The 18,901-nt window shown below is 71.5% G+C and carries 15 protein-coding genes; 4 read left to right on the top strand and 11 right to left on the bottom strand.

Going from position 1 to position 18,901, the window contains the following annotated elements; genetic code table 11:
• Window positions 1-341 precede the first annotated feature (341 nt).
• Together KBI5_RS11255 and KBI5_RS11260 are read left to right on the top strand one after the other, a co-directional pair.
• Entirely contained in the window at window positions 342-1,352 is a 1,011-nt protein-coding gene (locus KBI5_RS11255) for an alpha/beta hydrolase (RefSeq protein WP_011437149.1), read from the top strand.
• A 186-nt stretch (window positions 1,353-1,538) separates the two neighbouring features.
• Window positions 1,539-2,558 carry a universal stress protein gene (locus tag KBI5_RS11260; protein WP_011437150.1) on the top strand — a complete coding sequence of 340 codons (1,020 nt, stop codon included), beginning with the start codon at window positions 1,539-1,541 and terminating at the stop codon, window positions 2,556-2,558.
• A gap of 50 nt (window positions 2,559-2,608) precedes the next feature.
• Here the strand turns inward: KBI5_RS11260 and KBI5_RS11265 are convergent, their stop codons facing one another.
• Complete coding sequence (locus tag KBI5_RS11265) at window positions 2,609-3,670, bottom strand: LLM class F420-dependent oxidoreductase (RefSeq protein ID WP_085015207.1); 1,062 nt, start codon at window positions 3,668-3,670, stop codon at window positions 2,609-2,611.
• Window positions 3,671-3,808: 138 nt separating this feature from the next.
• Entirely contained in the window at window positions 3,809-4,675 is an 867-nt protein-coding gene (locus KBI5_RS11270; RefSeq protein ID WP_157902483.1) for a class I SAM-dependent methyltransferase, read from the bottom strand.
• A 431-nt stretch (window positions 4,676-5,106) separates the two neighbouring features.
• On the opposite strand from KBI5_RS11270, the gene KBI5_RS11275 reads away from it, so the two are divergent.
• Window positions 5,107-6,027 carry a class I SAM-dependent methyltransferase gene (locus KBI5_RS11275; protein ID WP_011437153.1) on the top strand — a complete coding sequence of 307 codons (921 nt, stop codon included), beginning with the start codon at window positions 5,107-5,109 and terminating at the stop codon, window positions 6,025-6,027.
• On the opposite strand, the gene KBI5_RS11280 is transcribed toward KBI5_RS11275, so the two are convergent.
• The 8 genes from KBI5_RS11280 to KBI5_RS11315 form a co-directional block, all read right to left on the bottom strand.
• The gene (locus tag KBI5_RS11280) at window positions 5,924-7,849 is read right to left on the bottom strand and encodes an ABC transporter ATP-binding protein (protein WP_043592156.1); all 1,926 of its coding nucleotides are present in this window, start codon (window positions 7,847-7,849) and stop codon (window positions 5,924-5,926) included. The two genes, KBI5_RS11275 and KBI5_RS11280, sit on opposite strands and share 104 nt — an antisense overlap.
• A complete protein-coding gene (locus KBI5_RS11285; protein WP_011437155.1) occupies window positions 7,846-8,724 on the bottom strand; it encodes an ABC transporter permease in 879 nt (292 codons plus the stop codon). Before KBI5_RS11285 ends, KBI5_RS11280 begins: the two co-directional genes overlap by 4 nt.
• Window positions 8,721-9,713, bottom strand: coding sequence for an ABC transporter permease (locus tag KBI5_RS11290; RefSeq protein WP_011437156.1), 993 nt, complete (start codon window positions 9,711-9,713; stop codon window positions 8,721-8,723). The genes KBI5_RS11285 and KBI5_RS11290 overlap by 4 nt, the downstream gene beginning before the upstream one ends.
• 4 nt (window positions 9,714-9,717) lie before the next feature.
• Window positions 9,718-11,385: an ABC transporter substrate-binding protein gene (locus tag KBI5_RS11295; RefSeq protein WP_011437157.1), complete on the bottom strand. Its 1,668-nt coding sequence runs from the start codon at window positions 11,383-11,385 to the stop codon at window positions 9,718-9,720.
• A gap of 934 nt (window positions 11,386-12,319) precedes the next feature.
• Window positions 12,320-13,108 (bottom strand): helix-turn-helix transcriptional regulator, encoded by a 789-nt coding sequence (locus tag KBI5_RS11300; RefSeq protein ID WP_241882826.1) that lies wholly within the window; start codon window positions 13,106-13,108, stop codon window positions 12,320-12,322.
• A gap of 545 nt (window positions 13,109-13,653) precedes the next feature.
• Entirely contained in the window at window positions 13,654-14,367 is a 714-nt protein-coding gene (locus tag KBI5_RS11305) for a response regulator transcription factor (protein ID WP_049760940.1), read from the bottom strand.
• Between the two features lie 415 nt (window positions 14,368-14,782).
• On the bottom strand, window positions 14,783-16,348 hold the full coding sequence (locus KBI5_RS11310) for a 4-hydroxyphenylacetate 3-hydroxylase N-terminal domain-containing protein (protein WP_108913767.1): 1,566 nt from the start codon (window positions 16,346-16,348) through the stop codon (window positions 14,783-14,785).
• A 186-nt stretch (window positions 16,349-16,534) separates the two neighbouring features.
• On the bottom strand, window positions 16,535-17,227 hold the full coding sequence (locus KBI5_RS11315) for a hypothetical protein (protein ID WP_133057007.1): 693 nt from the start codon (window positions 17,225-17,227) through the stop codon (window positions 16,535-16,537).
• A 604-nt stretch (window positions 17,228-17,831) separates the two neighbouring features.
• Between KBI5_RS11315 and KBI5_RS28380 the strand changes: the two genes are divergently transcribed.
• On the top strand, window positions 17,832-18,560 hold the full coding sequence (locus tag KBI5_RS28380; RefSeq protein WP_082456850.1) for a helix-turn-helix transcriptional regulator: 729 nt from the start codon (window positions 17,832-17,834) through the stop codon (window positions 18,558-18,560).
• Here KBI5_RS28380 and KBI5_RS11325 read toward each other — a convergent pair.
• Window positions 18,540-18,901: ATP-dependent Clp protease proteolytic subunit (locus KBI5_RS11325; RefSeq protein ID WP_198537638.1), on the bottom strand; the 362-nt coding region annotated here is incomplete at its 5' end. The two genes, KBI5_RS28380 and KBI5_RS11325, sit on opposite strands and share 21 nt — an antisense overlap.

Consider the following 18,901-nt stretch of genomic DNA (forward strand, 5'->3'; position numbering starts at 1 on the left):
CCGGCCGCAGGCTCCGGCCGCAGGCTCCGGCCGCAGGCTCCGGCCGCAGGCTCCGGCTCCGGCCGTGATCCGGGTGTCCCGAACGGACAACGCCCGGGGCCGTCCGTCTGGAATGTCAGTGAACGCCAAGATCAAGGGATTCATCATGCGATCGGACGTTCGGAACGGTCAGAGCGGCAGGGCATGATGACTGGCGGAGGCGAGAGTTCCGTCCCCGCTGACCCCTGCCCGGCCGATCCCCGTCCCGCCGATCCCCGTCCCGCGGACGGCCCTCCGGAAGGGAGATTGTCATCATCCGCTCCGCCCAGCACCGATTCCTCGCCGCTGCCGCCACCGGCGGCATGCTCGCACTCGGCCTGGGCCTGGCGGCGTGCTCCCGGCACGGCTCCACCCCTCGCCCCTCGTCGCCGACAGCGTCGGGCCCGGGTGGCCCGAACAGCACACTCGCGCAGGCCGGCACGCCCGAGGAGTCCGACGGCCTGTGGGTCCTGCGCGACGTGCCCTACGCGCCGGTCTCGCCGGCACAGCGGCTGGATCTCTACCGCCCCTCCCCGCCGGCCCCGACGGCGGGTGCCGAGGGGGCCCGGGTGGTCCCCGGGACGGTCCTGCCGGTGGTGCTCACGATCCACGGTGGCGCGTTCATGCTCGGCGACAAGCGGGACGACCTGCCGGTGGTCCGGGCACTCGTCCACGCCGGATACGCCGTCGCCAGCCTGAACTACCGGCTGTCCGGGGAGGCGAAGTTCCCGGCCGCGGTCCAGGACGTGAAGGCGTCCGTCCGCTGGCTGCGGGCCCACGCGGGCACCTATGGCCTGGACCCCTCCCGCATCGCCGCGACCGGCGCGTCGGCCGGGGCCTACCTCGCGGTGATGCTGGGCACGACGAGCGGCGTGGCGATGTTCGACGACCCGGATCTCGGCAACCCCGGGGTGTCCAGCGACGTCCAGGCCGTTGTCGACTTCTACGGCCCGGTGAACTTCGCCTCGATGGACGCCCAGCTGCGCACGAACGAGCGGTGCACCGTGGCCGACGCCCAGCACGACCGGCCCCACTCGCCGGAGTCGCGCTTCCTCGGCCGCACCGTGACAGCCGTGCCCCAGCTGGTACGGGTGGCGAGCCCCCTGAACTACCTGAGCCGCGGGCCGCTGCCGCCGTTCCTGATCGAGCACGGGGACGCGGACTGCACGGTCCCCCACCAGCAGTCGCTGGAACTCGCCCACGCGCTGCGCACCGCCGGAGCGCCGGCAGTGGACGTGACGATCGTGCCGGGCGCCGGCCACGGCGGTGCCTTCCCGACCCGGGAACGGATGGGCGTCGTTCTGGCGTTTCTGCACCGCACCATCGGCCGCTGACGGCCGGCACACCACCCGGCGCTCCATCGAGCAACCACCTCTGCGACCTCAGGCCGCGGGCCATCCGGCAGGGTCATGACCCGGCCGCAGGCCCCACCGGCTCACCCCGCGCGTCACGTCGCGGGGGTCACCTTCAGGCGGAACCATGGCGGTGGCGGGGGACACCACGGCGAGAGGGTGATGGCGATGTCGGACACCACGGCACAGCCGGACAGCGCGGCACAGCCGAACAGCGCGGCACAGCCGAACAGCGCGGGGTACGCGCGCCCCGCCGGGCCGGCGGACGCCCGCAACCCCGCCGGGCAGGCCGTCGAGGTGGCGGACGCGGAGTCCGCCGCCGGTGGGATCGTCGTCGGGGTCGACGGTTCACCCGCGTCCGTCGCCGCGATCCGGTGGGCCTGTGACGAGGCCGCCCGGCGCCTGGTCCCGGTGATCGCGGTACTGGTATGGGACGTCATGGGCGAACCGCGGCCGGTCTTCGAGACCGCGGCGAACGCCGACCGCGAGGGTCTGGCGCACGCCGCCACGCGGGTTCTGGACACCGCGCTGACCGCCGCCCGGGTCAGCGATCCGACAGTGCGGATCATCCGGCGGGTCGAGGAGGGCAGTCCCGTCCCGGAGCTGCTGCGGGCCGCGGTCGGCGCGCGGATGATCGTCGTCGGCGAGCGCGGTCACGGGGCCCTGCACMGGCTGGTGAGCGGCTCGGTGAGCCAGGGTGTGGTGCACTATGCCTCCCTGCCGGTCGTCGTGGTACGGCCGGTCGCCCCGGCCGCCGGCGTCGACGACCGGCCGGTGGTCGTCGGCGTGGACGGCTCGGCCCTCTCGCTCACGGCACTACGGTGGGCCGTCGAGGCGGCGATGCTCCGCAAGAGCGCCCTGCACGTCGTGCATGCCTGGCACCTGGACATCCCGATCTACCCGGGGAGCTACGCCGATATCGGATCGGTGCTGGCGGAGCAGGCCCAGCAGACCCTCGACCAGGCCGTCTCCACGATCGTCACCGAGCACGCCGGCGGGCTACCCATCCCCGTTATGAAGGAGACCGTCGCCGATGGCCCCGCCCATGCGCTGCTGCGGGCCTCGGCTGACGCGCAGCTGCTCGTGGTCGGCAGYCGCGGGCACGGCGGCTTCGCCGAACTGCTTCTCGGTTCGGTGAGCCACCAGTGCGTCCTGCACGCGCACTGCCCGGTGGCCGTGGTCAGGTAGCGGCGCGGCCCGTGGTCGGGGAACCGGCACGGTCCGTCCGGCGAGATCGATCAGCCGACGCCAGCCGGCGTTGGGATGCGGGGGCGCAGCGTGYTCAGCAGGCCGAGGACCCGGTCGGCCAGGTCCTGCTCTCCCCCGCCGGCCGATCCAGCTGATCCGGCGGTGTCCCACGAGCCGAGCAGGAAGGACGGAGTCAGGCGGACGTAGAGCTGGATCGCGGTAACCCCGGGCTGCACATATGCGGCGATCTGGTCGCGGCACTGCTCGGGCGTGCCGTGGATGAACAGGGCGTCAATGACCTCATCGGGTAGTGCCCGGGCGGCACCACGCTGGTCCCCGGCGGTCCAGCGCTCGTGGGACTCGGCGAGCCGTTCGCCGTTGCCGAGCCATTCGTGGAAGGCATGGTAGGGGGTCTGGTTGAGGATCCAGGTGAGGAACGGCCGGCTGTCGCGGCGGGCGACGTCCGGATCGGCGTTCGGGCTCACGAAGACCTTCACCACCAGCTCCTTGCCCGCTGGCTGCGGTCCGACGACGGCGCGGACCTTGATCAGATCTTCGGGGGACAACAGATTGGTGACGGCACCATCCCCCTCGGTGAAGCCGAGCTTGAGCATGCCGGGCCGCAGCGCTCCCAGGATGACCTTCGGCGTCTCGATCGGAGGATTCGGTATGGCGAAGCCGCGGATCGCGAACGTGTCGAAGGCGCCGGAGACCACCTCGCCGCGCAGCGCCCGGGTGAGGAAACGAAGCGTGTCCCGGGTCCGGCGGAAGGGCTCGTCGAACGGGATGCCGTTGAGGTCGGTCACGTGGGCGGGCACCGACGAACCGATGCCAAGGACAAGCCCGCCGAACGTCAGATCGGCCAGGGTCGCCGCGGTCTGGGCGAGCACCGCCGGGCCGCGGGTGTGGACGGGCACGATCGCGCTCGCCAGGCGCACCCGGGGATCCCAGGCGGYGGCGACCRCGAGCGGGGTGAACGCGTCGATGCCGCCGCCTTCGGCCGTCCACACGTCGCTGTAGCCAGCGTCAGCGAGTCCCGTGACGATGCGTCGATGGTCCCGCAGCGGAATGCCGGGCAGAGGAAGGGTGACACCGAAGCGCGGAGTGGTCACGGGAGTACCTCACGGGTGGTCGACGGTGTTCGGTCAGATGGTCGTCGCGGAGACGGAGGACGAAGGACGGAGGACGAAGGACGGAGACGGAGGACGAAGGACGGAGACGGAAGGGCGGGAGTTCCCGCGCCCGTAAGCTCAGGCCGGGGGGCGCCGGCCCCAGGCCGCGATGATGCTGGGCCCGAGGTCGAGGAAGTCGGGATCGGCGAGCAGGGCCAGGGCCGAGTCGAGATCGGCGCGGGTGAGCAGGCCGCTGGCGACAAGGTAGTCGGCGGACTGGCTGAACGTCGCACGCCACAGGCGCCCGATCTCGTTGGAGCCGCCAACCGGGTAGTACGTGGCGTGCAGACCGGMGTCGACCAGGCCCGCTCGGGTCAGCGGCGCCGGCAGCGTTCGCCCCCACCACAGGTCCGACCCGATCGACGACGCCATTGCCTGGCCGATCGCCTCGAAGGCGTGCCGGAATTCGTCGTGCGGTGACGAGTCAACCGGGGACARCACGAGATCCTCAGTGACCAGCCAGCCGCCCGGGGCCAGCCAGGAGACTAGCCGCCGCAGCACCTCCTCACGTTCGGGGATGTGCATGAGGACGGTGCGGGCATGGATGAGGTCGAAGGAGCCCGGCTCGAAGTCGTGGGTGCGCACGTCCGCTTGGACGATCCGCAGGTTCGACCGGCCGGTGTCGTCGAGGAAACTCGTGCTCACGTCGACCGCGGTCACCTCCCCGCCGGGGAACCGGTCGGCCAGCCAGTAGGCGACCGAACCCGCACCGGCACCGATTTCCAGGAACCGCCCTCCGTCTGCGATTCCCCGCGCCTCRAGAACGGCGTGCGTGGCCGGGTCCACCTGTGATTCCAGCAGTTGCAGCCGACCGAGTTCCGTGGAGATGTCGTGGCTGAGGATGCCCTGGACGTATCCGACCGACGTGTCGGGCTCGGAACGCTGTGCAGCGATCACGTCTCGCGCCGGCGCCAAAGCCGCATCGAATTCCGTTGTACTGGTCATCGTCTCCCCTGGGCATGGTTCTGGGCCGGCTCCGGGCGGTCGCAGCCAAGTCCCAGACCGGTTGCGGACCAGCTCCGGTCCGGCACGGCGGTACCGATGTCTGTGCGGTTTCCACCGTCGTACCTGGTTTCCACCGTCGTACCTGGTTTCCACCGTCGCGGCTTCCACTGCCGCGAACAGTTTCCGCGTCCCGGCCCGCGACCCATTCCAGTCGGCTCGCGGCGGCGGGTCCAGAGGCATCACGGTGCTGTTACCAGTACTAACAGGATGTCGACTATGGACGCAGAAAGCTACCTTGACCCCACACGAACACGATGCCTAATTTCAAAACTCATGGCACGGAACTCGGCGCTTGGCGCGAGCCCGTGATGCACGATGGCGGACCGTCAGTACGTCGGATCGGTTGACATACCTCGGCTGGGGAGAAGCAGATGACGCAGACCGTCACGGCACAGGCGGCCCGACTCGGCGGATACGACGACGCCAGCCGGCTTCGGCAGGCTCAGGACACCGACTGGGTGCTCGGGTTCGCCGATCCGACCGCCCGGTCCGTCGCCGATCTCGGCTGCGGCATCGGTTCCCTGCTCGCCGCGGCGCTCGACCGCCTGCCCGACGCCGTCGACGCCCTGGGCCTGGATCGTGAGGAGTCCCGGCTCGCCGAGGCTCGACGCAAGCTCGCCCCCTACGCGACCCGGGTACGGTTCCGCTTCGTCCAGGCCGATCTGCGCCGGCCCCCGCAGCTGGCCGACGATGCGGGTTCCACGGCGTTCGACCTGGTCACCCTCACCGCGGTCCTGCACTGGATCCACCCTGACGAGGAGCAGCTGGTGCGGTGGATCTCCATGCGACTGCGACCCGGCGGCGCCTTCCTGCTCACCACCCACCATCCCGAGCACGACGAGTACGGGTTCGGTGGCAGCGACGACCTCGCCCGGCAGGCCCTGGTCCGCCTGGGCCATGCGGCCGAGGACGTACCCAGGCTGCTGGCGGCGGCCGGGATCATTCCGATCGCCGTACGCACCCTGTCCGTGGACGACACCGCGACCCTGCTCGACGCGTACTTCGACATCGACGGCGTCGACGAACGCCCGGCACTCGTGCGGGCCGCGAGCGGCGAAGAGTACCAGCGGTTCCACGCGGCGACCTTTGGCACCTACTACAGCCGGCTCGTCGGTGCGGATCGCCAGGAGGACTATTTTCGGGCGATCGGGGAGGTCGCGCAGCACCGCCTCGACACCGACGGGCACATTACCCAGATGCCGGTACGGCTGTGGCGCTGTCGGCCACGGGCGTCCCGGCCTGCGGAGACGGCCCGGCCTGCGGAGACGGCCCGGCAGCCGATAGGGGGGTAGGCGGTGCGGGGAGCCGGGGCACCGCGGCGAGCAGCCGTACGGTGTAGGGGTGCCGGGGGGCGGTGAAGACCGTCTCCACCTCCCCGGACTCGACGATCCGCCCGTCGTACATCACCAGGACCCGGTCGCTGAGGTGCCGCACGACGCCGAGGTCGTGAGAGACGAAGACCATGGCCAGACGGTGGGTCCGGCGCAGGTCGACAAGCAGGTCCAAGACCTGGGCCTGGATGGACACGTCGAGCGCGGATACCGGTTCGTCGCAGATCAGCACCTGCGGTTCCACGGACAGCGCCCGGGCGATGGCCACCCGCTGCCGCTGGCCGCCGGACAGCTCGACCGGTCTGCGCCGTAGTTCCCGCGCGGAGAGCCCCACCTGTTCCAGCCGTCGGACGGCGGCGTCGCGGCGCTCGGTCCGCGCGACCCCACCCACCCGCAGCGCCTGCGTCAGGATCCGGCCCACCGTCAGTCGTGGGTCGAAGGAACCCAGCGGGTCCTGGAAGATCGCCTGGATCTGCCGACGGCGTGGTCGGCGCTCACGCTCCGACACCGAGCTGCCCCGGCCGCCCCCAGGATCCGACGGACCGACCCAGGGAACGCCGCCGAGCAGCACCTCACCCGCGTCGGGTTCGGTCAGACCCAGCATGATCCGGGCGAGCGTCGTCTTCCCCGAACCGGACTCGCCGACGAGCCCGAGGGTCTCCCCGCGGCGCAGCGCGAAGGAGACGTCCCGGACCACCTCGCGTCGCTCTCCGTCCGTCGTCCGGAACGCCTTGCGCAGTCCCGTCGCCCGCAGAAGGATCTCGGCGCCGGTCGAGCCGCCCGCGTCGAGCCCGGCAGACGCGAGCCCGGCTTCGTCGACGGGTCCGGCCAGCCGGCTGCCCCTGGTCCGTGCGGAGGGCACGGCGGCAAGCAGCTCGCGGGTATAGGCGTGCGTGGGATCGCCCAGCACCCGCTCGGTCGGGCCACTTTCCAGGATCACTCCGTCGCGCAGCACGGCGACCCGATCGGCGAGCCGGGCAACGACCGCCAGGTCATGGCTGATGAGCAGCAGTCCCATCCCGCTCGCACGCAGACCGGCGAGCAGATCGAGGATCCGGGCCTGGACCGAGACGTCGAGAGCGGTGGTCGGCTCGTCGGCGATGAGCAGGTCCGGGGTGCCGGCCAGCGCCGCGGCGATCAGCACCCGCTGGCGCAACCCGCCGGAGAGCTGGTGCGGGTACTGCCGGGCACGGACCTGTGGATCAGGAATGCCGGCCCGCGCCAGCAGCGTCACGACGCGGGGGCCACGTTCGGCTCGCGCGACCGGGCCATGCGCCCGCAGCGCCTCGTCGACCTCCTGCTCGACCCGCCGCAGCGGATCGAGGGAGCCGAGGGCGTCCTGGAGCACCAGGCCGATCCGGCGGCCACGCAGGGCGCGCCATTCCCGGTCCCGCAGCCCGATGAGGTCGGTCCCGCCCAGGCGCAGCCGCCGGGCCTGGACCGTCGCGCCCGCTCCGGCGAGTCCGACGAGGGCGCGGGCGGTCACGCTCTTACCCGATCCGGACTCGCCCACGAGGGCCACACACTCCCCCGCGCCGACATCGAAGGAGATTCCCCGCACCGCCTCGACGGCCCGAGCGCCCCGGCCGAAGGAGACCCGCAGCCCGTCGACGGTCAGCAGGGTCGCGGACGGCTCCTTCGCCCCCCGCCCGCTCGGAGGTATCGAACCAGGGGGCTCCGACCCCAGCGGTGCCAGGTTCGGCGATGCCACGTTTGGCAGTGCCAGGTTCGGCGGTGCCAGGTTCGGCGGTGCCGGCGGTGAGAGCTGCGGCTGGTCGTTCACGGAGTCCGTCCCTCCACCCGCAGGCGGGCATGGCGGCCGAGCACGGTCACGGCGACGACCGTGGCGGCGATCGCCGCCCCGGGGAACACCACGACCCACCAGGCGGTGTCGATGACGCCCCGGCCGTCGGCGAGCATCGCCCCCCACTCGGGGGCCGGCGGCTTCGTACCGAGGCCTAGGAAACTCAACGCCGAACCGGAGATGATCGCCGTCCCGATGCCGACGGTGGCCAGCACGAGCAGCGGTCCGAGCGTGTTCGGCACGATGTGGCGCAGCATGATCACCGGCCGGGGCAGGCCGAGCGCCACCCCGGCGTCGACGAACCCGGCATGGCGGACGACGAGGGCACGCGACCGCACAACCCGCGCGTAGCTGGGGACCGCCGCGATGCCGATGGCCACCGCCGCGTTCACCGATCCTGGACCGACGATGGTGATGACCAGCAGCGCGAGCAGCAGTTCGGGGAAGGCAAGCAGCAGGTCCACGAGCCGCATGAGCAGCCCGTCGGCGAACCGGCCGCCGAGGGCCGCCGCGAGGCCGACCGTCGCCCCGATCCCCGCGCCGAGCGCGGTCGCTCCGGCACCGAGCAGTAGCGAATGCCGGGCGCCGGTGACCACCCGCGCGAAGACGTCCCGGCCCAGCTGGTCGGTGCCGAACCAGTGTGCCCAGCTCGGTCCGCGCAGCGCCTCGCCGAGGTTCGTCCCGTCCGCGGGATGGCGGCTGAGCAGCCCCGGCCAGGCGGTCGCGACAAGAAGCAGGACTATCAGCAGGCCGGCCGCGATCAAACCGGGACGCGGCCGGCCACCGCCGGTGCCGGCCAGGGCACCGGCGGCGGGCGGCTCGGTCCCGGGGCGGGTTTCCCCGACCGCGGTCACCGGGACACCGCCAGATCAACCGCCGTGGCCCTCCCGGCACCGGATCCGTCGTCGCGCAGTCGCGGGTCGATGAGCAGGTAGAGCAGGTCGACTACGCTGTTCACGACGACGAAGACCGCCGCGGACAGCAGCACCACCGCGGTGACCACCGGGATGTCCTTGGCCGAGATCGCCACGAGGGTCACCCGACCGATCCCCGGCCGGGCGAACACCGCCTCGGTGACGACGGCGCCGCCGAGCAGGCTGCCCACCGCCCAGCCGAGCAGGGTGACGAGCGGGAGCGCGGCATGGCGCAGGGCATGGCGGGTCAGCACACCCACCGCGCCGATGCCGCGGGCGCGAACCGAGACGACGAACGGAGCCTCCAGCGCGGCGTCAAGGCCCTCCCGCAGCACCTGGGCAAGAACCCCGGCGATCGGCAGGGCCAGCGCGGACGCCGGGAGGACCAGTCCGGACGGGCCAGTGGCGCCGGCGCTGGGAAACCAGCCGAGATGCGCGGAGAAGAGGGTGATGAGCAGGATGCCGATCCAGAACGTCGGGCTCGACACGACGAGCAGCTCGGCGCTGGTCGCCAGCATCCGGCCGAGCCGGTGGGTGGTGCCGCCCCGGCCGGCGGTCGACACCGCGAGTCCGACCGCCAGCAGCGCGGCGAGTGCGGACGCCGTGAGCGCCAGCTGCACCGTCGGCCACACCTGACCGGACAACACCTCCACGACCGGCCGCTGCAGCTGGTAGGAGGTGCCGAGATGGCCGGTCACCAGGCGGCGCAGCCAGGTGCCGTACTGGACGACGAGCGGCGACTGGAATCCGTACGTCTCGTTGATCTGCTCCCGAAGCTGCGGCGAGATCCCGAACGTAGGCCCGATCAAAGTGTCGACAGGATCACCCGGTACGACGTGCAGCGTCACGAAGGCCAACGTCGCCGCGCCCCATAGGACCCCGGCGCCCACGACCAGYCGGCGCAGCAGGAACCTCGCCACAGCCCGCACTAGATCAGCCCACCCAGCTGTCGTAGAACAGCGGGAAGGCGTCCGCGTCGAAGGTGATGTCGTGGACCTTCGACGCCGTGCCGACGGTCCGGGTGAACACGTAGATCGGCAGGGTGTACGCGTGGTCGATCACATATTTCTGCACCTGCCCGTAGGCCTTCTTGCGGGCGGCGAGATCCGTCGTGCCGGCGCCGGTCGCGAGCCAGTCGTCGACCTCCGGCACCGCGATCCCGGAACTGTTCGCCCCGCCCTGGGTGAACGCCAGATTCGAGGCGAACAGTGTACGGAGCAGGTCGGGGTCGGACTTGCCCCAGCTGTAGGCGATCAGGTCGTAGCCGCCGGCGTTGCGCTGGGTGGTGTAGGCGCCCGAGTCCATCGAGTAGAGCTTGGTGGCGATGCCGACCTTCTTCAGGTCGGCCTGTACCGCCTGGCTGACGATGTCGCGCTGCTCGCGGTTGAAGGCGCCGACGTAGGGCCAGTCGAGGACGAGACGCGCGCCGTTCTTCGTGCGGTAGCCGTCGGCGTCGCGGCCGGTGTAGCCGGCCTCGTCGAGTAGCTTGTTCGCCGCGGTGACGTCATGGGGGAAGGCCTTCTCGAGGCTGCGATCGTAGGCGATGTTCTTTGGCGTCAGCGTGCTCCACGCGCGGGCGTACTGGCCGGCGTAGACCGTCTTCACGATCGTGTCGACGTCGACGGCGCGCTGGACGGCCTTACGGACCCGCTCGTCGGAGAACGGCGCACGCCTGGTGTTGAAGTAGATCGAGTAGTTGGCGTTCTGCGGAATCACCTTGAGTAGCCGCAGGGAGGTATCGCCCTCGATCGCGGCGACGTTCTGCGCCGGCACGCCGTCGGCGGCGTCGATCTCCCCACTGCGCAGCGCGCTCACCCTCGTCGCGTCCTCGGGCAGGAAGCGGATGGCCAGCTTGTCGAGGTAGGCGGCGCCGGTGTGCTTCGCGCCGCCGGGGGCCGAGGTGTAGCCGTCGTTGCGGGTGAACTCGGCGACCGATCCCTTCACATAACGGGTGAAGCGAAACGGCCCGGTACCCACCGAGTTCGGCCCGCCCGAGCAGAGGGTGTCCGGCGCGTCGGCGATCTTCTTCGACGACTCGATGCCGAGGTAGGTCGTGGCGGCCGCGGCGAGGAATGCCGCGTACGGCTTGGAGAAGGTGACCTTGGCCGTGTGCGGGTCGACGACCTCGGTGCCGACGTAGGGGCCGAGCAGCGCCACCGCGTACTGCGACTTCGTTGACTTCGCCGCGATGTGGTCGAAGTTCGCCTTCACCGCCGCCGCGTCGAACGGTGTGCCGTCGTGGAACGTCACGCCGTCCTTGAGCTTGAAGGTGAACGTCTTCGCGTCGGCGGAGACCGTCCACGACGTGGCCAGCCACGGGCCGACCCCGCCGCCCGGCTGCTGCGTCACGAGCGAGTCGAACACACCCCGCTGGATGACGGCGGTGACGTCGGCCGGGCTGACGTGCGGGTCGAGGCAGTCGCCCTCGGTGGCCACCGCGAAGGTGAGCGTGCCGCCCCGGTGCGGTGTTCCGCCCGCCCCGTTCGCGCTGGTGGAGCCGGCGGGTGCCGGATCGGACGCGCAGGCGCCGAGCATGGCGGCGGCGGCCGCGACGGCCGCGACGCGGACGGCGGGGTGGAATCGGGGACGTGGGCGTTTCATGGATGCTCCAGATAGGGCGGACGCGACGATGGCCTCACCGGGTCATGCGGCCCGGCGGCCGAGGGGCACGGGGAGCCGCAGCCGGCGGCCCGGGCGCGTGCCGTACGAGCACGGACCAGCACGAACGGGGAGGTAGTCGCCGATGGTGCTACTGCCGTACCAGCCCAGACAGGCAGCGGTTCATCCTGTTATCGCGGCTCATAGACATCGCCGCAAGCCCGTGCGCGTCGCCCCGCGGCCCGCCCCGCCCGAACCGACCCCGCCCGAACCGACCCCGCCCGAACCGACCCCGGCCGAAAGGCACCCTCAGGTAACCTGAGCGGGGTCAAACGGTCGTAGCGACGCCCCGATACCCGAGATGGCGTGGACCGATGCCCGCGACATGCGGGCCCCAGGTCATGGCGGTCGACTACGCCCTGGCGGGCTGGCCGCCCGGCACATCCCCGGCCATCCGGCGGACTAAAGTCCCCGCCGAGGAGATCTGCACYGACCCCCGATCCCGGCGGCGGACCATGCCGAAAGGCCAACTCACCCGCGCACCAGGGAAGATCACAGATATCTGATCATGCTATGAAAGATCACACCACCAGCGCTGGTGGATCCAGGTAGACCGCAGGAAGGAAGGGCCGACACGGTCGGCATAGCCAGCGCAGCTGTCACACATACACAGGCACGCCACGACGTCATCGGGCGAGATACGCCCGCGGGAACGCCACGACCTCCGCCAACGCCTCCCTCGCAGCCCCCGAACTAGGCACCGCGATGTGCCAGCAGTGCCCGGTGCCCGCCCACGCGCGGTACGTGRCACGGCCCCCGGCGGCGGAAGCCCCGCGTCCCGTGCGGCCAGCAGGGCCGCCGCCGTGCAGATGCAGCACCATCGCGCGCCGGCCGCCGRCCGCCGGCCGCCGGTGGCGGGCCGGGCCGCCGGTCGCGGTCAGGCCGAGAGCCGCTGCCGCGCGGCGGGGTCCGGGCGCCCCGCCGCGCCCGGCGTCTCGGCCGCCAGCCGGGTGAGCAGCTCCCGGTCCGCGGGCGTCGCGGGCGTCTGGAGCCAGATGGTGGACTCCGGATCATCACCCGGTCGCAGCACCGACAGCATCAGCGAAATGTCGCCGAGCGGCGTGGCCGCGCTGACCGTGCGGCCCGTGAACACGCGCACGGACCGGCACTGCCACCAGGCACGCAGCTCGGGGCGCGCCTGTTCGAGCAGCTCCAGCACGGCACGGCCGCGCTGGTCGTCGGGATGATGACCGATCTGGGCGCGGAACTGGGCGAGCAGGTCCTTGGCCACGTCCTCGGACCCGCCCATCCCGTCCCGGGTCCGGGGCTGCGCCACCAGCAGCCACAGCAGGTTGCGCTGGGGCTCGGGCACGTCGGCGGGATCCCCCCACAGGACGGTGTAGGCGTCGTTCCAGGCGGTGACGTCGAAGCGCCGGTCGAGCAGCAACGCCGGACAGTTCGGCCAGTTGTCCAGCACCGAACGCAGCGCCTTGACGAGGGTGTGGTGGCGGTCCGCTGGCGGCGTGTGCAGGCCGGCGAGCGCCAGGGCGTGGCGACGACCGTCGTCGTCGAGCCGCAGGGCCCGGGCGACGGCCTCGAGGACCTGCCGGGACGCGGCGACCCGGCCTTGTTCCAGCCAGGTGTACCAGGCGAGGYCGAGGCCGGAGAGCGCGGCGACCTCCTCCCGGCGCAGCCCCGGGGTGCGGCGGCGAGGTGTGGCGGGCAACCCGACGTCCTCGGGTCGCAGGCGCTCACACGGTGGGCACGAAGAAAGAATCCAAGCTCACGCTGGCGGGCGTCGTCGCTCATCGGTTCCAGTCGGATCGGGCGGCCTGGTCGACACCGCCGATCCGGCACATCCGGCACATCCGGCACATCCGGCGGGCGGGACAGCATCGACACAGGGACACGCGGTCAGCAGGACTGCTACTACCCTCAGTCGCCAACAACGCCTAACAGCAGTCACCCATGTGATGGCTGAAATCCAGCCACCGCCGCCGGATCAGCRCAGGCCGAAACGGCCGAGCGGACCGTCCAACGCAAGAGGACACAGCCCCATGGTGGCATCGCCCGGCAGCCATGTCCGGCGCTTACCCGGAGAGATCGCGCCATTTACATGATCGAATAACGTCAGCACGAATTTCGACACCCGAAGCAACCTATCAATAACCACAAGTAATAGATCTGTGATGATCAGCCGGAATCCGGATCATCGAAAACACCGACTCGCGGAACGTGTTCATCCCGCCATGGCGCCCGCGGCCACCCCGATCATTCGATCATCCGGTCCGGCGCCGATCCGCGGCCGGACCCACGCCCACGGCCCGTCCAGCCGGCATGCGGACCGTCCAGCAGTCCGTGCCGATAGGCGTAGAGGCCGGCGCGTAGCCGGTCCGGCTGGCCGATCTTGCGCATCGCACCGGTGAGGTACCGCTTGACCGTTGCCTCGGCCAGGGCGAGCTCGCAAGCGATCTCCGCGTTCGACAGACCGCGGGCGAGTTGGCCGAGCACCGCGCGTTCCCGGGAGGTCAGCCCGAGGGCCTGCGGTGGCAGCTCGGCCTGGACCGGCGGCCCCGGCACCCCCGTCGGCGGCGGCGCGGGCAGGAAGACCACGCCGCCGAGCGCGGCGATGGTGACCGCGTGGGCGAGGTCGGCAGGCGGGGCGTCCGGCAGCACCGCCCCCGACGCACCGGTGGTGAGGATCTGGGTCAGTTCGGCGCAGGTGGCCAGCGGCCGCAACAGCAGAACGCGCGTGGTGGGGATCCGGTCGCCCTCCACGCGCAGCCGGCGCACCGCCGCGAGGTCGGTCGCGAGATCCCCCGCGAGCCCGAGCAGCAGGACCCGGGGACGCGAGCGGCGGATCTGCGGCAGCGCGGCATCCAGCCGATGGCCGCGGCCGACGACGTCGAGCCGGCAGATCGTCGAGAGCAGCAGGTGCAGCCCCGCCCCGGTCACCGGATGGGCGTGCAGCAGAAACACCGACACGCCGCCGTCGATTCCCGTGGGCGTGAGATCCTTGGCGTACGCGGGACACTCGGGCTGCGCGGACGCCTCGGCGCGAACGGGAACCCCAGGACAGGCCGAAACCCTGACCCACGGCGGACCCCCGGAGGACCCGGAGGACCCGGAGGACGCAGAGGACCCGGAGACCTCGGCACGGACGGGAGGGGGCGAGGCGGCTCCGATCGTCATGACTCCGGGTCCTTACCACGAGGAGCGAACGCGGGCCGGCGGTATCACCCCGTCGTCCCGCGTGCAGGGGGCTGGCCTGACCGTAGGCACCTTCGGGTAGCTCAACCAGGTAGGCGGTGGTATCGCTAACACCCTCCGCGCACACCGTCCCCGGACCCCTCCGCCCGGTCCGACAGCCACCGGTCCGACAGCCACCTGCCGTCAAGCCTCAGAGCGGACGGGTGATCAGCTCCCGGATCTGGTCGGTGACAGGTCCCAGGTCATCCCGGCGGAGCAGGTTGATCCGGTTGCGGGTGATGTCCCCGCGGTGGACGAACTCATAGAGGTCCTGACGCTGCCCGAAGCTGTCCGCCGTGAGCTCCCAGGCCAGCCGGAACAGCCGTGACTTCTCCTCGACCGGGAGGTTCGCGCCCCGCATGTACCGATCGAGATAGGGCCGCAGGTCGGCGGCGGCGAGGTCACGCTCGCTGGGCTGCATGAGGACACCCGACGAGCCGATCCGCCGCACGATCTCCACCGCCCGGCCGGCGACCTGCGCCGACCACACGCGGCTCGCGTCGGTGTTACCCGGCGCGAGCAGGCCGCCGTCCGTCGTCTCGGCCCTGGCCTCCCCCGCGTCGAGAAAGTACCCGACGAGGTCAACGTAGCTCGCCAACTCCCCGAGGTCCTCCTGGACGTGACGCAGCCCCGAGGCTCCGATCGCGTCGGCGAGCAGCGTGCCGACGGCGAGCAGGGTCCGCAGCCGTTCCTGGTAGCGGATGTGGCCGGCGGCCGCGCTCCAGGCGTTGATCCGTCCGAGTCCGACCCGGGCGAGGTTGCCGTCGCGCAGCAGGAACACCCGGTCCCACGGAACCAGCACGTCGTCGAAGAACAGCATGGCGTCCTGCTCGTCGAACCGGGACGCGAGCGCGTGGGCGTGCCCGTACGGCCGGGCCCCCAGCGGCTCCCGACAGAGGATCTTCACGCCTGGGGTAGCCAGCGGCAGGCCGAACCAGATCACGAACTGCTCGGCCTCGCGCTGCGCGAAGCTCGCCGAGAGGTACACGAGCACCTCGTGGGCCAGTGGGGCCAGCGTCGTGAGCTGCTTGGCGCCCCGGACGACGACGCCGTCGTCCCGCTCGGCGATGATGCGCAGCGCGAGATCGGGATCGTCCACGGGGCTGGTGGTCCGGTCGATCTGCGGGTCGCCCAAAGCGTGGCCGAGGACCAGGTCATTGGCCGCACAGTGCCGGTAGAAGGCCACCGCGTTGGCGCCGAAGCCGGCCTGGTTGCACTCCAGATGCTCCCGGAAGTCGAGCAGACCCACCGCCACGTTCGCCATGAACGACGGCGACCGGCCGTGCTGACCCCAGGACTCGCGCATCCACACGCCCGTGCTGCGCCGCCGGGCCCGCAGATCGTCCAGCGTGCGCGGCAGCTGGTAGGACCAGCCGACGCGGGTTCCCGCCTCGGGTTCGTGGACGGTGAGCACGTCGCGCAGATCCGGGTCGTGCTGCAGGTCGAACAGCCGGGCCAGCTCGTCAACGGCGCCCCGGAAGGCTGGATGCGTCGCCACGTTCGCGACCTTCTCCCCGTCGAGCCACACCTCGCGGCCGTCGTTGAGGCTCGCCCGGTACCGCTCCCCGGTCATCAGCCCCTGCGCGGCAGGCGGCGGGGTTCCCAGCGGCGAGTCGGCCGGGGGATCGGCCGTCGCACCGGCGGGGTGGTCACCGGCGGCTGGTCGGCCCGGATCGTCGATGGCGCCGGGATGACCGCTGTCGGTCACGAGGGTCATGGCCTGATCTCCGCTCTGTGGACAATGTCGGTGGTGCCGGTGGTGCCGGTGGTGCCGGTGGTGCCGGTGGCGGTCCAGACGCAGCCACGGTCGACCTGCCCCGGTCCGGCGACCGACCCGGCCACGACGGCAGGCTGGCCGCCCGGAGCGGGCACGGCCACGCCGGCTGACGGGACCGAGGGGTCGTCATGCAGCAGGCGGAAGGCCGGTTCGTATCCCTTGGCCCGGATGTTCGCCGAGAGGGCAGTGGTGCAGAACGAACAGGGGGGAGGCCAGGGTGAGGGGCACGCCCCGGGCGCGGGCCTGCTCGCGGTAGTCCCAGATGCCACAGTGCGAGATGATCAGGGTCGCTTGCATGGGCTCGTCGGTGTCGACCGCGTAACGGGAGGAGTAGAGATCCGCCTGGCGTGCGAGCCGGTGGACGACGTCGGCGGGCCGGCCGGTCGGCTCGGGCTCCACCTTGCCGAAGACCGAGGCATTGGCCCTCGCCCAGTCGACGAGCTCCGCCTCGCCCCAGCGCGACACGATGAACCGTTCGATCAGTGCCTGCGCGCGGAAGAACACCCGCTGCCAGGCCGTCGGATCACGATCGTCGGGCGTCGGGAAGTCGGCGAAGATCTCGGCCTGGGTATGCAGCCAGTCGAGTAGACGCAGATCGGCGTGGTGTTCCAGCAGGAACGTCGTCATCCCCGACTCCGCCTCGAGCAGGCGCTGCTGCCACAGGGCTACGCGGTCGTCTCCGGTCATGTCGAGGGCCGGAGCCGGGGTAGACGACCCGGACGCCGTCGCCCGCGGGGATGCGCCGGGCGGCTCAAGGTGGGCGTGGGGACGGGTGCCGAGGACCGCCATCGGCACCGACGCGGCCGAGGACATGGACATGGGTATGGCCATCGGCGTGGCAACGGCACGGGGCACGTGTGTGGGAGCCTCCACGGATCTCCTGTCCCTGGCGGCCCCGGCTAAGCGGGCCACCGCGACGACCGTTCCGGAGACCGGACGGTCAGGATGAATCACGACGGAAACGACGCTAAGTGCGCAGATGATGTAGAAATACCGACCTTTGGTGCATCTTCGTGCCACTTTCGGCGTCCGTCTCCTCACACGTTGTCGCCGTATGCATCGGCGCCGCACGGTTCGTCCGCCGCCGGCAACTCCGGCGGCCGTCGGCAACTCCGGCGGCCGTCGGCAACTCCGGCGGCCGTCGGCAACTCCGGCGGCCGTCGGCGACTTCGCGGCAAAGGTGTGGGCGGAATGCCGGGTGCGGTACTTGCGGTTCCGGCGAGGGCGCAGCGGATACGCTCGGTGCCTTAGCCCTCCATCGACTTACCCGGGGGTGGCTGCGGCAGCGGTCGCCTTCCCACCCACGTGATCAGTATCCGGGACGCGTGTATCTATCAGGACGCGAGCGCCCCTCCGATTCCCCTGACCCTTCAAGGCACCAGTCCCCCGGAGGTTCCTGATGGCGATGACGGATGATGCCGAGATGCCGTTGCTGCGCCGGCTGGTCGGGCAGGCGCTGCGCCGACGTCGCCTCGCTCAGGGCCGCACCCTGCGGGACGTGGCGGACGCGGCGCGGGTGTCGACGCCCTACCTCTCGGAGATCGAACGCGGCCTGAAGGAGGCGTCTTCGGAGATCCTCGCCGCGGTCTGCCGGGCGCTGCACATCCGGCTGTCCGATCTGCTGGACGAGGTGCGTCTGGAGCTCGCCCGGCTCGAACCCGAGGTCACCCCCGTGACATCGCCTGGGCCGCTGTCCGCCGTCCACGGGCAGGCGACACCACCGATCACGGCCCGCGTCATCTCCGCTGACCTGCACGCCGCCAGCGGCACCGCGGCCACCGCCAGCATCACGGGCTCGGCTGGCATCGAAACAACCGGTGTCGGCGCAACGGTCGGCGCGGCGTCGCCCTTCGGCGTGTCGCCGAACCTGGGACTCTCGCCGAGCTTCCGGGCCGCCGTCCATACCGGCCGGGTGGTGGTGCCCAGCCCGCGGCGAGCCGCCGTCGCTCCCGGTCCGCGGGGATCGGGGAGATCGGAGGGGCCGGGCAGGTGGTCCCGGCCCGCGGCCGCCTTCCGGCCGCAGCATAGTCGGCCGGAAGGCGGCCGCGGGCACGCTCGTCGACAGGTCGGCCTGTGGCCAGTCGACGTGTGGCAGGCCGACCGGAGCGGCCAACCGCCGGATCGCACCCGGTCAGGCGCTGCGTGCCGATAGAAGCCGGGCGGCCTTACGGCTCATGATGACCTCGTCGATGAGGCCGTACTCCTCGGCCTCATCGGCACTGAAGATCTTATCGCGTTCGGTGTCGCGACGGATCTCCGTCTCGGTACGACCGGTGTGGCGGGCGAGCATCGTCTCCTGCAGCGCCCGTACGCGCAGGATCTCCCGCGCCTGGATCTCGATGTCGCTCGACTGGCCCTCGCCCTGCGCCGACGGCTGGTGGATGAGGATCCGGYTGTTCTCCAGCGCGAACCGCTTCCCCGGCGTGCCCGCCGCCAGCAGCACCGCCGCCGCCGACGCCGCCTGACCCATGCAGATCGTCGAGATGTCCGGCC

The sequence above is a fragment of the Frankia sp. KB5 genome (genome assembly GCF_002099325.1).
GTDB classification, from domain to species: Bacteria; Actinomycetota; Actinomycetes; order Frankiales; family Frankiaceae; genus Frankia; species Frankia casuarinae.

Excerpts from the sequence above, each read along its gene's own strand:
- KBI5_RS11295 (WP_011437157.1), bottom strand. The coding sequence starts at position 11,385 with ATGAAACGCCCACGTCCCCGATTCCACCCCGCCGTCCGCGTCGCGGCC.
- KBI5_RS28380 (WP_082456850.1), top strand. The coding sequence starts at position 17,832 with ATGCCGTTGCTGCGCCGGCTGGTCGGGCAGGCGCTGCGCCGACGTCGC.
- KBI5_RS11255 (WP_011437149.1), top strand. The coding sequence starts at position 342 with ATGCTCGCACTCGGCCTGGGCCTGGCGGCGTGCTCCCGGCACGGCTCC.
- KBI5_RS11275 (WP_011437153.1), top strand. The coding sequence starts at position 5,107 with ATGACGCAGACCGTCACGGCACAGGCGGCCCGACTCGGCGGATACGAC.
- KBI5_RS11315 (WP_133057007.1), bottom strand. The coding sequence starts at position 17,227 with ATGTCCATGTCCTCGGCCGCGTCGGTGCCGATGGCGGTCCTCGGCACC.
- KBI5_RS11310 (WP_108913767.1), bottom strand. The coding sequence starts at position 16,348 with ATGACCCTCGTGACCGACAGCGGTCATCCCGGCGCCATCGACGATCCG.